Raw genomic sequence first — 12,325 nt, 5'->3', positions numbered from 1 at the left:
AGGCCGCCGAGCTGGCCGGCGGTCACCTGCGTGTTCTGGGTCTGGATCGCCGCGGTCACGTCGCTGGGCATCAGATTGTATTTGGCCAGCTTGTCGGGATCGAGCCAGATGCGCATGGCGTATTCGGCGCCGAACAACGTCACCTGCCCGACGCCGGCAACGCGACTGATCGGATCGTTGACCGAGGAGGCCACGTAGTCGGCGATGTCGCTGGCGGCAAGCCGACCGTCCTCGGAGACGAAACCCAGCACCATCAAGAAGCTCGCCGAGGACTTCACGACCTTGATGCCCTGCTGCTGCACGACCTGCGGCAGCAGCGGAGTTGCAAGCTGCAGCTTGTTCTGCACCTGCACCTGGGCGATGTCGGCATCGGCCCAGTTGGTGAAGGTCAGCGAGATCTGCACTTGGCCCGTCGAGGTGCTCGACGACGACATGTATTGCAGATAGTCGAGACCGGTCATGTTCTGCTCGATGACCTTGGTCACCGAGTTCTCCGCGGTCTCGGCATTGGCGCCGGGATAGGTCGCCGTGATCGTGACGACGGTCGGCGCGATCTGCGGATATTGCGCGATCGGCAGCCGCATGATCGCGAGCACGCCGCCCAGCATGATCAGGATGGCGATGACCCAGGCGAAGATCGGCCGCTTGATGAAGAAATGGGACATGACGGTTACTGCTCGGCTGTGGCGGCTGCAGGCCGCGCGTCGGCCTGCCGCGTCGGATTCACGGCAAGACCGGTTGCGGGATCGACCGCGACCTCGACGGTCTTGACCGGCGCGCCGGGGCGAGCCTTCTGCGTTCCCTCGACGACCAGGCGGTCGCCCGCCTTGGCGCCGGAGCGCACCAGCCAGTTGCTGCCGACGTCCTCTCCGAGTTCCAGCGTCCGCTGCTCGACCTTGCCGTCCTTGTCGACGAACATCGCCACCGCCTGCCCCAGCGGATTACGCGAGACCGCCCGCTGCGGCACCAGGATCGCGGCCGTGTCCACGCCGGCGACGACGCGGGCGCGCACATACATGCCCGGCAGCAGCGCCCGCTCGGGATTGGCGAAGACCGCGCGCGACGAGACCGAGCCGGTGCTCTCGTTGACACTGGCATCGGTGAAGCCGTACTTGCCCTTGTGGCCGTAAGCCCTGCCGCTCTCCATCAAGAGCTCGACCTGCACGCCTTCGGCAGGACGCTTAAGCCGGCCACTGGCGATCTGGTTGCGCAGGCGTTCCATCTCGGAGGTCGACTGATCGAGGTCGACATAGACAGGGTCGAGCTGCTGGATCGTCGTCATCGCGGTCGCCTGGCTGGCGGTGACCAGCGCACCGGGCGTGATGCTCGACTTGCCGATCCGGCCCGAGATCGAGGCCGTGACCTTGGTGCGATCCAGCGAGATCGCAGCCGTGTCGCGGTTGGCCTCCGCCGCCTTCACGTCGGCCTCGCCCTGCTTGTAGGCGGCGACCGCATCATCGACATCCTGCTGGCTCGCCGCATTGGTTTGCAGAAGCTGGGTCTTACGCGCGGCCTTGAGCTTGACGCTGACGAGCGTTGCCTCCGACCTCTGCACCGCGGCCTCGGCGCTGGCCAAGCCCGCCTTGTACTGCACCGGATCGATCTCATAGAGCAGGTCGCCTTCCCTGACCTCGGCGCCTTCCACGAAGTCGCGCTTGAGCAGAATGCCCGTGACCTGCGGCCGGACCTCGGAAACCTGGTAGGCGACGACGCGGCCCGGCAGCACCGTCGAGATCTTCGCTTCCTGCGGTTTCAGGGTCATGATGCCGACCTCTGGCACCATCTGCTGCAATGCCGCTTGCGGGTTCTGCTCCCCGCAAGCGGCAAGCAGCAGGGCAATCAAGGGAACAGCGCGGACGATCGGGGGACGCATGAGACGATCCATGGGTAAGTTGCGGCCCCTGAAGGGCATCGCGCGGAAACATTTGGAAACTATTCAGTTTCCATTTGGAAACTTGGTAGTTTCCTTCCCTGAAGTCAAGTGCTAGGCTGCCTGCACAACGGCGTTCAAGCAGTCGTGAAGCAGCTCGAATTCAAGCGGGTACGTCCATGGCGAAAGAAGCCAGCAGTCAGAGGCGCATTGCTCCGCCGTCGGAGCGGACCAAGCCGACCGTGGGCCCCGCCCCCGACGCTCGCATGACGCAATTGCTGGCGGCGGCGAAGGACACCTTCACCAGCAAAGGGTTTGCCGCGACGACGATGGACGACATCGCCGGTGCCGCCGGGATGTCGAAGAAGACGCTCTACAAATTGTTCGAGAGCAAGACCGAGCTGTTCCGCGCCATGCTGCTGCGCAGCTTGCCGGAAGCCGATTACGCAGACACCCCTTCGGAAGGATCACCAGTGATCCGACTTCGAAACATGCTGCGCGAGGCGGCAGACGTGGCGTTGTCGCCGGGCGAGATCGCGCTGCAGCGCCTGATCATCGGGGAACGCCAGGCCTCGCCTGCACTTGGGCGCATGTTTGCCGAGGTCATCATCGAATCCGGCACGGAGCACATCGTCGAGCTGCTAAAGGCCGTTCGCCTGGAGCCCCGTTTTGAGAGCGTGCCGCTCCGCCTCATTGCCGAAATGCTGTTCGGCATGGTGTTCAGCCACGATCATTTCAGGCTGCTGACGGACACCGCATTCAAGCTCAATCGCCGCGCGCTGGACCGGCGGATCGATCTTGCCATTGCAACCTTCTGTGCGGCCGACGAACGGGCCGGTGAGCCGCCTCGCTCGGCTTGAAAGAAGGTCAGCAGCCGAGCCTATCGGCGATCCCGCCAAAGTCCCTGGCGACGATGTCCCAATTGCCGGTGGCTTCGAAATCGACCTTCTGGAGCGGACCGTACTCCGTCGGCCGTGCGACGAACGCGGTCTTCAGGCCGTTCTTCTGCGCGGCCGCGAGATCGCCGTTGTGGGCGGCGACCATCATCACCTCCTCCGGCTTGAGGCAGAGCAGCTTTGCTGCGCCCAGATAGGTTTCCGGATCGGGCTTGTAGTGTTCGAACAGCTCGGCCGACATGACGAGATCCCACGGCAGGCCGGCAAACTTCGCCATGTTGGTGAGCAGCGCGACATTGCCGTTCGATAGCGGCGAGATCACGAATTTCGACTTCAGCCGGGTGAGGCCCGCGACGCTGTCTGGCCAGGGATTGAGGCGATGCCAGCCCTTGGTGAGATAATCGAGATCGGCGTCAGTGAGGCCCTTGATCGCGAACTGCGCGACCAGCTTCTCCAGCGAGCGGCGGTGCAGATCATCCAGCATGACATAGCCGCGCTCGGGATGTTTGCGCACATCGTCCATCGAGGCCATGTACATGCCGCGCCAGCCGTCGACGAGTGCCGTCCAGTCGGCGCTGATGCCGCGCTGCCTGCTCCACCACATGAAGTCGGTGATGAGGCTGGTGCGCCAGTCCACAACCGTGCCGAAGACGTCGAAGACAAGGGCTTTGACGGCGGAGAGTTCGGACATGGCGCTTCCCGTGATTGTTCTTGTTGTCATTCCGGGATGCGCCGTTAGGCGCATGCCCGGAATCCATACTCCCGATCGTGGTTATGGATTCCGGGCTCGACGCTTTGCGTCGCCCCGGAATGACGGGCAGTTGTTATGCCCTACTCAATCCAGATGGAACTTCGCAAGCTCGCGATGCTCGGCCTTGATGTAGCGCACCGTGCCGGTGACGGAGCGCATCACCACCGTCTCGGTCTCGATCACGCCGTCCTTGCGGAACTTGACGCCCGAGAGCAGCGAGCCCGTGGTGACGCCGGTGGCGGCGAACAGGCAGTCGCCGCGCGCCATGTCCTCGATGCCGTAGATCATCTTGGGATCGTTGACGCCCATCTTGGCGGCGCGTTCACGCTTCTCGTCGGAATCGAGGATGAGACGGCACTGCATCTGGCCGCCGATGCAGCGCAGCGCCACGGCCGCGAGCACGCCTTCCGGCGCGCCGCCGGTGCCGAGATACATGTCGACGCCGGTGTTATCGGGGTCGGCGCAATGGATCACGCCGGCCACGTCGCCGTCGGTGATCAGGCGCACGGCGGCGCCGGTCGAGCGCACGCTCTCGATGATGCTGGCATGGCGCGGACGATCGAGCACCAGAACCGTGATGCCGTCGGGCTGGACACCCTTGGCCTTGGCGAGACGGCGGACGTTGTCGGCCGGCGTTGCATCGAGATCGACGACGCCCTTGTTGTAGCCCGGCCCGATCGCGAGCTTCTGCATGTAGACGTCGGGGGCGTGCAGCAGCGTACCGCCGTCGGCCATCGCCATGGTGGCAATCGAGCCCGGCATGTTCTTGGCGCACAGCGTGGTGCCTTCGAGCGGATCGACCGCGATGTCGACCTGCGGGCCGGCGTTCAGGCCGACCTTCTCGCCGATGAAGAGCATCGGCGCCTCGTCGCGCTCGCCCTCGCCGATCACGATGGTGCCCTCGATCGGGAGCTTGTTGAGCTCGCGGCGCATCGCATCCACCGCAGCCTGGTCGGCCGCTTTCTCGTTGCCGTGCCCGCGCAGCCGCGCCGACGACACCGCCGCCCGCTCCGTCACCCGCACGATCTCCAGCGTGAGGATGCGCTCGAGCAACGCGTGCGGGGGGACTGAAATATGGGTCGACATCGGCTCACTCCTTCGAAACGGTTTTGGACAGAAGTCTCTGCCCGCATCAACTCTCAACGCCCACGGTTCGTTCGTTCAAACCGCCTCATTGTTTCAGCATGACCTTTCCGGAAAACCGCTTCGCACTATGTGCTGGCGCGGTCCTTCGGATCCGGGACATGCTCAGTTCTTCTCGATCCGGATCACCTGCGGCCGTCCGCTGATCACCTTGTCCTTCTGCACGGCGGCGAGCGCGCGGCGCACCGCGTCCTCATGCGTCGCGTAGGTGATCAGGATGACGGGCACAGGAACCGCCTTGCCGTCGGCTGGCGCAGCGCCGCCATTGGGATGACGCTGCACGATCGACTCGATCGAAATCTTCTGCTCTGCCAGCCGCGTCGCGATCGCAGCCGCGGTGCCGGGGAAATCGCGCGCCAGAAGGCGGATGTAATAGCCGCCCTCGTGCCGCTCCATCGGCGCCTTCTTGGTGTCGCGCAAATGAGAAATGGGCCGGCCGAACGGATTGGCGCGGATTCCGCGCGCGACATCGGCGATATCGGCGACGACGGCGGATGCCGTCGCGGCACCGCCGGCGCCGGGGCCGACCAGCGTGATCGGCGGAATGCCCTCGCCGTCGATTGTGACCGCATTGGTGACGCCCATCACCTGCGCGATCGAGGAGGATTTCGGAACCATGGTCGGATGCACGCGCTGCTCGATGCCCTTGGCGGTGCGCACCGCAACGCCGAGCAGCTTGACGCGGTAGCCGAGATCGGCCGCCGCGCGCAGATCTTCCGGCGCGATGGAGGAGATGCCTTCGACATACACCGCGCTTTGAGCAACTTTCGTGCCGAAAGCGAGGCTGGCGAGAATGGCGAGTTTTTGCGCGGTGTCATGGCCGTCGACGTCGAAGGACGGGTTGGCCTCGGCATAACCGAGCCGCTGCGCATCCGCGAGGCATTCGGCGAAGGACAGGCCTTCCTGCTCCATCCGGGTCAGGATGTAATTGCAGGTGCCGTTGAGGATGCCATAGACGCGGTTGATGCCGGTTCCGGCAAGACCCTCGCGCAACGTCTTGATGACGGGGATCGCGGCGCCGACGGCTGCCTCGTAATTCAGCGCACCGCTGTGCTTTTCAGCGGCCTTTGCCAGTTTCAAACCGTGCTTCGCGAGCAGCGCCTTGTTTGCCGTGACCACTGACTTGCCGGCGCTGAGCGCGGCCTCGACCGCCGACAGCGCGGGATCGCCGGCGCCGCCCATCAGCTCGACGAAGCAATCGATGCCCGGATGCGTGGCCAGCGCCAACGGATCCTTGACCCATTCGACGCCGCGCAGGTCGATGCCGCGCTTCTTCGCCTTCGAGCGCGCGGTGACGGCGACGACGCGGATACCGCGGCCGCTGCGGCCTGCGAGCACGCGGGCCTGCGTTTCAATCAAACGGACAACTTCGGCGCCCACGGTGCCGAGCCCCGCTATGCCCACTTTCAGGGGTGCAACCATGATGACTTAGAAAACCTGCCGAAGAGAACTTAACGCCGATTGGCGAGCGGAACGACGTTGTGCAACGTTTCGATGCCGCTTTCAAGGAAGCGTCGCACGCCGCGCGCGGCCTGCCTGATCCGTTGCTCGTTTTCCACCATGGCGATGCGGACATATCCTTCACCATGCTCGCCGAAGCCGACGCCGGGCGAGACCGCAACGCCGGATTTCTCCACCATCAGGGTCGCGAATTGCATGCTGCCGACGCTGCGGAAGGCTTCGGGCAGCGGCACCCAGGCGAACATCGAGGCCTCCGGCGGCGGGATCTCCCAGCCGGCGCGGCCGAACGATTCCACCAGCGCATCGCGGCGCTTGCGGTAGGTGTCGCGCATCTCCTTGATGCAATCGTCGGGACCGTTCAGTGCGGCGGTCGCCGCGACCTGCACCGGCGTGAAGGCGCCGTAATCGAGATAGGATTTGACGCGGGCGAGCGCTGCGATCACGCGCTCGTTGCCGACCGCAAAGCCCATGCGCCAGCCGGCCATCGAATAGGTCTTCGACATCGAGGTGAACTCGACGGAGACGTCCATCGCGCCGGGCACCTGGAGCACCGAGGGCGGCGGATTGTTCTCGTCGAAATAGACCTCGGCATAAGCGAGATCGGACAGGATCAGGATCTCGTGCTTCTTCGCGAACGCGACGAGGTCCTTGTAGAAATCCAGGCTCGCGACATAGGCGGTCGGGTTCGAGGGATAGCAGACGACGAGCGCCAGCGGCTTGGGGATCGAATGCACGATCGCCCGCTCCACCGCCTCGAAGAACTGCGGCGTCGGCTCCGACGGCACCGAGCGGATCACGCCGCCCGCCATCAAAAAGCCGAAGGCGTGAATCGGGTAGCTCGGGTTCGGACAGAGGATGACGTCACCGGGCGCGGTGATCGCCTGCGCCACGTTGGCAAAGCCTTCCTTCGAGCCCAGCGTCGCGACGATCTGGGTGTCGGGGTTGAGCTTCACGCCGAAGCGGCGGGCGTAGTAGCCGGCCTGGGCCCGGCGCAGTCCGGGGATGCCGCGGGACGCCGAGTAGCGATCGGTGCGCGGCTTGCCCAGCGTCTCCTTCAGCTTCTCAAGCACATGCGCCGGGGCCGGCAGATCCGGGTTGCCCATGCCGAGGTCGATGATATCGGCGCCGGCATTCCGCGCGGCCGCCTTGGCCCGATTGACCTGCTCGAACACGTAAGGCGGAAGGCGGCGGATGCGGTAAAATTCTTCCATGGCTCTCTGGGCTCCGGGGCAACCGGTCAGGACAGAATCGACAGGCCAGGACGGCGCTTCGGAAAGGCGTCCATTTTCGTCGTGAAAATTACTCAAAATCAAATGCTTAGAGCAATCATCGACGACGAAGACTGAAGTCGTTCGCCCTGACTCTCGGCTGAACGTGGTCTTTTAGCACGGCAAGGCGGGGGCGCCAGCGATTACCTTGGAGCGGCTCATTTCGCATCCTTGCCGGCGACGGCCTGGCGATCGCGCGCGGCGGCGAGCTCAGCCTCGATCTTGGCGCGCTGCTCCGGCGGGATGACCGCTTGATCGCGATCCGGCGGCAGGTCGTGCACCGGCAGATAGGTGCCGGGCTCCCTGGGATGGGCCTGCGCGTCCGCGGGGGTCATATCGGCGAGCTGGCTCGAGCAGCCGCCAACGGCGAGCGCCGCGATCAGCAGCGCGCCGCGGATCGGCAGCGTCTTTTGCAGGTCCCACAACGCCAACACTTGGGAAATCCCCTACTCGTCCCAAAGCACGGCCCCGGGCAACCTTACCCAAGACCGCGCCCAAGCTCAAACCATTGCTGCCCAAATGGTGCGAGCGAGAAAACAGCCGTTGCCCACCAAGCCGAGCGGTGCGGCCCGAATGTGACGGAACCAAGAAGATTTGTCGCAGTGCAACACATCTTCGAGAGTGTTTAACGTCAAACATGCGAGCTTCGCGGTGACGAATACGGAATGAACCGTTACTGTTCTGCTCATGAGCATGGCCACGACCGATACGCCCAAACCCGAGACGAAGTTCGATGCGGAAGCCTTCGCGATGAATGTCGCGCGGGCGATGGAGAGCGGCGGCAAGGCGCTGGCCGCCTACCTCAAGCCGCGCGAGAGCGGCGAGGTGCAGGATCGCCCGCCGGCCGAGCTCGCCGAGGTCGTCAAGACCTTCACCTCGGTCGCCGAATACTGGCTGTCGGATACGTCCCGCTCCTCCGATCTGCAGACCAAGCTCGCCAAGGACTATCTCGACCTCTGGGGCTCGGCGGTGCGCCGCATGGCCGGCCAGGACGCAGCGCCCGCGATCGCGCCCTCGCCGCGCGACAAGCGCTTTGCCGACCCGGAATGGAAGTCGAACCAGTTCTTCGATTTCGTCATGCAGCTCTATCTGCTCACGACCAGATGGGCGCAGGAGCTGGTGCGCGACGCCGAAGGGCTCGATCCGCAGACCCGCCGCAAGGCGGAGTTCTACGTCCAGCAGGTCATCAACGCGATCTCGCCGTCCAACTTCGTGCTGACCAATCCGGAGGTGCTGCGCGAAACGGTGGCCAGCAGCGGCGAGAACCTCGCCCGCGGCCTGAAGATGCTGGCCGAGGATATCGCAGCCGGAAAGGGCATGCTGAAGATCCGCCAGTCCAACCCGGACAACCTCGTCGTCGGCGTCAACATGGCGACGACGCCGGGCAAGGTGATTTACCAGAACGAGATGATGCAGCTGATCCAGTATTCGCCGTCCACGGAGACGGTGCTGCGCACTCCGCTCCTGATCGTGCCGCCCTGGATCAACAAGTTCTACATCCTCGATCTCAAGCCGGAGAAATCCTACATCAAGTGGTGCGTCGACCAGGGCATCACCGTGTTCGTGATCTCATGGGTCAATCCCGACAAGCGGCTCGGCAACAAGAGCTGGGAAGACTACATGAAGGAAGGCCCGCTCACGGCGATGGACGTGATCGAGAGGGTCACCGGCGAGATGAAGGTGCACACCGCCGGCTATTGCGTCGGCGGCACCATGCTCGCGACCACGCTGGCCTGGCTCGCCGAGAAGCGCCGCCAACGCGTGTCGTCGGCGACGTTCTTCGCCGCACAGGTCGACTTCACCCATGCGGGTGACCTCCTGGTGTTCGTCGACGAGGAGCAGATCGCGGCGCTCGAGCAGGACATGAAGGCGGCCGGCGTGCTCGAAGGCTCGAAGATGGCGATGGCCTTCAACATGCTGCGCTCCAACGATCTGATCTGGTCCTACGTCGTCAGCAACTACCTGAAGGGGCAGCAGCCGAGCGCGTTCGACCTCTTGCACTGGAATTCGGACGCGACGCGCATGACCGCGTCGAACCATTCCTATTATTTGCGCAATTGCTATCTGGAGAACCGGCTCTCCACCGGCACGATGGTACTCGACAACACGCTGCTCGATCTCTCCAAGGTCAAGGTGCCCGTCTACAACCTCGCCACCCGCGAGGACCACATCGCGCCCGCTGAATCGGTGCTGTACGGCTCGCAGTTCTTCGGCGGTCCGGTGAAATACGTGCTGTCCGGCTCGGGCCACATCGCCGGCGTCGTCAATCCGCCCGCCTCGAACAAGTACCAGTACTGGACCAACGACAACATCAAGGACGTCAACGTCGCCCAATGGATGAAGGACGCGGTCGAGCACAAGGGCTCGTGGTGGCCGGATTGGCGTCAATGGCTGGGCGAGCTCGATCCGGAGCAAGTCCCGGCGCGCAGCGTCGGCAGCGACGCCCTGCCGGCGATCGAGGACGCGCCCGGCAGCTATGTCAGGGTTCGCGCATAGCGGAATCTTCCGCGCTTTTGTATAGACTCGCGCTCAACGCAGCGACGACAGAGGGGACCCGACCATGACGCGCGAACTGTTCTGGCTGACACTGACGGTGATCCTGACCGGGATCCTCTGGATCCCCTACACCATCAACCGCTGCCAGGTCCGCGGCCTCAGCGGCGCCATGGCCAACCCCTCGCGCGGCGACAAGCCGCAGGCGGAATGGGCGAACCGCCTGATGTTCGCGCATGACAACGCGGTTGAGAACCTCGTGCTCTTTGCGCCGCTGGTACTGATCCTCAACGCGATCGACTATTCCACAAAATGGACCGTGCTCGCCTGCGCCGTCTATTTCTGGTCGCGCGTCGCACATCTCATCGTCTACGCGATCGGCATCCCGGTGTTCCGCACCCTGGCCTTCACCGTCGGCTTCCTCGCCCAGGCCGTGCTGGCGCTGGCGATCTTCAAGGTGGTTTGATTTCGTGTCCCGGACGCGCGAAGCGCGAGCCGGGACCCAGAAGGCCGCTACCAACAGGGAAGAGTGGGCCCCGGCTCTGCAGCGCACCGCTGAAGGAGCGCTGCGCTGCGTCCGGGGCGCGAGACTGCCCTACTCCTCCGGCAATCCCAGCATCAGCCGCATGTTCTGTACGGCGGCGCCCGAGGCGCCCTTGCCGAGATTGTCGAGCCGGGCGACCAGCACCGCCTGGTGATATTTGTCGCTGGCGAAGACGTAGAGCTCGAGCATGTTGGTCTCGTTGAGCGCCTCCGGCTCGATCCGGCCGCCTTTGGCCGCCTCGTTCTGGAGCGGCATCACCTTGACGTATTTCGAGCCGACGTAGCGCTTGGCGAGCGCAGCCTGCAGATCGGTACCGCCGGGCTTGCCGGGCAGCGTGTCGAGCTGCAGAGGCACCGAGACCAGCATGCCCTGCCGATAGTTGCCCACCGACGGAATGAAGATCGGCCGCCGCGTCAGGTTCGAATAGAGCTGCATTTCCGGCAGATGCTTGTGCTCGAAGCCGAGGCCGTAGAGTTCGAAGGACGGCGCGCTGCCGTCCTCGAAGCTCGCGATCATCGACTTGCCGCCGCCGGAATAGCCGCTCACCGCGTTGACGGTGACGGGATAATCGGGCGGCAACAGACCGGCATCGACGATCGGCCGCAGCAGCGCAATCGCGCCGGTCGGATAGCAACCGGGATTGGAGACCTTCTTCGCCGCCTTGATCTTGCCGGCCTGGTCAGCCGTCAGCTCCGGAAAGCCGTAGGCCCAATCGGGCGCGACCCGGTAGGCGGTCGAGGCGTCCAGCACCTTCGGGCCCGAAGCGCCCATGCTGTCGACCAGCGCAACCGTTTCCTTGGCGGCATCGTCGGGCAGGCAGAGGATGACGAGATCCACCTCCTCCATCAGCGCCTTCTTGGCCGCGGGGTCCTTGCGCTTGTCGTCGGCGATCGTCCTCACGACGACGTCGTTCTGGAGTTTCAGCCGCTCGTTGATGCCGAGCCCGGTGGTGCCGGAGCCGCCGTCGACGAAGACGGTCGCGGGTTTGGTGGCAGCGCCCTTCGGGGCCTGTTTGATGTCAGCGAGGCTCATGGTGCGCTCCCTTCGAGCATGTTCGTGTCGGCTGCAAAAACCTGCGGCCTGGCCTGCCGCATCAAAAGTGAGATCTGCTTGGCGTCGGCATCGCCGGCGCCGAGCGCATTGGCGATCGCCGTGTAGTCGGCGTCGGACTTGTGCTGGTTGAGCTTGAAGCTGCCTTCGACCTCCTCAACCGTCATCACCAGACCCACGATCGCCTTCTTCATCGCCTCGAGCCGTCCGGCCGTCATCTTGTCCGATGTCCACGGCTTCTTCGGCCGCAGCCAGTTCTCGAACTTGTCGCTGAGCGTGTCGATCTGCACCGCCAGCTCGTCGTCAGACAACATCCGCACCGGCCCGCTCAGATGCACCGACTGGTAGAGCCAGGTCGGCACCTGGTCCGGCGAGACGTACCAATCCGGCGATACATAGGCATCGGGGCCATTGATCGCGAGCAGCCAGGACGCTGCGCCATCCGCAAGCTTTAGCAGCGGATTGTGACGGGCGACATGAAAGGCCGCCTGCGGCGTGCCATCGGCCGCATAGGTCAGATAGAACGGCAGCGGGGAAGCGACCGGCTTGTGACCGTCAAAGGCGCACATGGTGCCGAAGCCGCGCTCTTCGGCGAACTTCAGGCTTGCGGCGCGGTCCTGCTTGAAAAAGGGTGGCGTGTACATCGTGGTCTCCTGCTGGGCCTCCTTGGGGGGCCGCCGGATCAGATCGCGCTGACAGGAGAGAGAATGCCGCGGATCGGATCCAGCGGCAAAGACGATGATCTCAAACGCGATCGACCGCCCAAACCGCTAAAGAGCGGCGGCGGCGACGAGCGAACAGGATGGTCGCGGCGTTGATCATGGCGCGCGGCTATAAGGCCAGATCGGG

Annotated in this window: 12 protein-coding genes; 3 read left to right on the top strand and 9 right to left on the bottom strand. The window is 64.5% G+C overall.

What is annotated here, in order from left to right:
- Together IC66_RS0103490 and IC66_RS0103485 are read right to left on the bottom strand one after the other, a co-directional pair.
- The coding region (locus IC66_RS0103490) for an efflux RND transporter permease subunit (RefSeq protein WP_038946674.1) at positions 1 to 665 on the bottom strand (665 nt) is incomplete at its 3' end.
- 5 nt (positions 666 to 670) lie between these two features.
- Entirely contained in the window at positions 671 to 1,873 is a 1,203-nt protein-coding gene (locus tag IC66_RS0103485) for an efflux RND transporter periplasmic adaptor subunit (protein ID WP_049806449.1), read from the bottom strand.
- A 263-nt stretch (positions 1,874 to 2,136) separates the two neighbouring features.
- On the opposite strand from IC66_RS0103485, the gene IC66_RS0103480 reads away from it, so the two are divergent.
- A complete protein-coding gene (locus tag IC66_RS0103480; protein ID WP_049806448.1) occupies positions 2,137 to 2,730 on the top strand; it encodes a TetR/AcrR family transcriptional regulator in 594 nt (197 codons plus the stop codon).
- 7 nt (positions 2,731 to 2,737) lie between these two features.
- On the opposite strand, the gene IC66_RS0103475 is transcribed toward IC66_RS0103480, so the two are convergent.
- The 5 genes from IC66_RS0103475 to IC66_RS0103455 all read right to left on the bottom strand — a co-directional run bounded on the left by IC66_RS0103475 (position 2,738) and on the right by IC66_RS0103455 (position 7,823).
- Positions 2,738 to 3,457 carry a haloacid dehalogenase type II gene (locus IC66_RS0103475; protein ID WP_038946670.1) on the bottom strand — a complete coding sequence of 240 codons (720 nt, stop codon included), beginning with the start codon at positions 3,455 to 3,457 and terminating at the stop codon, positions 2,738 to 2,740.
- A gap of 144 nt (positions 3,458 to 3,601) precedes the next feature.
- On the bottom strand, positions 3,602 to 4,603 hold the full coding sequence (glpX, locus tag IC66_RS0103470) for a class II fructose-bisphosphatase (protein WP_018323059.1): 1,002 nt from the start codon (positions 4,601 to 4,603) through the stop codon (positions 3,602 to 3,604).
- 162 nt (positions 4,604 to 4,765) lie between these two features.
- On the bottom strand, positions 4,766 to 6,082 hold the full coding sequence (locus tag IC66_RS0103465; protein ID WP_028144801.1) for a homoserine dehydrogenase: 1,317 nt from the start codon (positions 6,080 to 6,082) through the stop codon (positions 4,766 to 4,768).
- 29 nt (positions 6,083 to 6,111) lie between these two features.
- On the bottom strand, positions 6,112 to 7,332 hold the full coding sequence (locus tag IC66_RS0103460) for an LL-diaminopimelate aminotransferase (RefSeq protein ID WP_028144802.1): 1,221 nt from the start codon (positions 7,330 to 7,332) through the stop codon (positions 6,112 to 6,114).
- 215 nt (positions 7,333 to 7,547) lie between these two features.
- On the bottom strand, positions 7,548 to 7,823 hold the full coding sequence (locus IC66_RS0103455; protein WP_038946669.1) for a hypothetical protein: 276 nt from the start codon (positions 7,821 to 7,823) through the stop codon (positions 7,548 to 7,550).
- A gap of 253 nt (positions 7,824 to 8,076) precedes the next feature.
- Here IC66_RS0103455 and IC66_RS0103450 point away from each other — a divergent pair, with 253 nt between their 5' ends.
- Together IC66_RS0103450 and IC66_RS0103445 are read left to right on the top strand one after the other, a co-directional pair.
- The gene (locus IC66_RS0103450) at positions 8,077 to 9,885 is read left to right on the top strand and encodes a PHA/PHB synthase family protein (protein ID WP_028144804.1); all 1,809 of its coding nucleotides are present in this window, start codon (positions 8,077 to 8,079) and stop codon (positions 9,883 to 9,885) included.
- A gap of 64 nt (positions 9,886 to 9,949) precedes the next feature.
- The gene (locus tag IC66_RS0103445) at positions 9,950 to 10,348 is read left to right on the top strand and encodes an MAPEG family protein (RefSeq protein ID WP_028144805.1); all 399 of its coding nucleotides are present in this window, start codon (positions 9,950 to 9,952) and stop codon (positions 10,346 to 10,348) included.
- Positions 10,349 to 10,477: 129 nt separating this feature from the next.
- On the opposite strand, the gene argC is transcribed toward IC66_RS0103445, so the two are convergent.
- Together argC and IC66_RS0103435 are read right to left on the bottom strand one after the other, a co-directional pair.
- Positions 10,478 to 11,458, bottom strand: coding sequence for an N-acetyl-gamma-glutamyl-phosphate reductase (gene argC, locus IC66_RS0103440; RefSeq protein WP_038946668.1), 981 nt, complete (start codon positions 11,456 to 11,458; stop codon positions 10,478 to 10,480).
- Complete coding sequence (locus IC66_RS0103435) at positions 11,455 to 12,120, bottom strand: FMN-binding negative transcriptional regulator (RefSeq protein WP_038946666.1); 666 nt, start codon at positions 12,118 to 12,120, stop codon at positions 11,455 to 11,457. Before IC66_RS0103435 ends, argC begins: the two co-directional genes overlap by 4 nt.
- Positions 12,121 to 12,325: the final 205 nt, after the last annotated feature.

Origin of the sequence: Bradyrhizobium genomosp. III (assembly GCF_000261705.1) — a bacterium.
GTDB lineage: Bacteria > Pseudomonadota > Alphaproteobacteria > Rhizobiales > Xanthobacteraceae > Bradyrhizobium > Bradyrhizobium ottawaense.
This window is presented reverse-complemented; position numbering and strand designations above follow the sequence as displayed.

Excerpts from the sequence above, each read along its gene's own strand:
- IC66_RS0103445 (WP_028144805.1), top strand. The coding sequence starts at position 9,950 with ATGACGCGCGAACTGTTCTGGCTGACACTGACGGTGATCCTGACCGGG.
- glpX (WP_018323059.1), bottom strand. The coding sequence starts at position 4,603 with ATGTCGACCCATATTTCAGTCCCCCCGCACGCGTTGCTCGAGCGCATC.
- IC66_RS0103480 (WP_049806448.1), top strand. The coding sequence starts at position 2,137 with ATGACGCAATTGCTGGCGGCGGCGAAGGACACCTTCACCAGCAAAGGG.
- IC66_RS0103475 (WP_038946670.1), bottom strand. The coding sequence starts at position 3,457 with ATGTCCGAACTCTCCGCCGTCAAAGCCCTTGTCTTCGACGTCTTCGGC.
- IC66_RS0103465 (WP_028144801.1), bottom strand. The coding sequence starts at position 6,082 with ATGGTTGCACCCCTGAAAGTGGGCATAGCGGGGCTCGGCACCGTGGGC.
- argC (WP_038946668.1), bottom strand. The coding sequence starts at position 11,458 with ATGAGCCTCGCTGACATCAAACAGGCCCCGAAGGGCGCTGCCACCAAA.
- IC66_RS0103460 (WP_028144802.1), bottom strand. The coding sequence starts at position 7,332 with ATGGAAGAATTTTACCGCATCCGCCGCCTTCCGCCTTACGTGTTCGAG.
- IC66_RS0103450 (WP_028144804.1), top strand. The coding sequence starts at position 8,077 with ATGAGCATGGCCACGACCGATACGCCCAAACCCGAGACGAAGTTCGAT.
- IC66_RS0103485 (WP_049806449.1), bottom strand. The coding sequence starts at position 1,873 with ATGCGTCCCCCGATCGTCCGCGCTGTTCCCTTGATTGCCCTGCTGCTT.
- IC66_RS0103435 (WP_038946666.1), bottom strand. The coding sequence starts at position 12,120 with ATGTACACGCCACCCTTTTTCAAGCAGGACCGCGCCGCAAGCCTGAAG.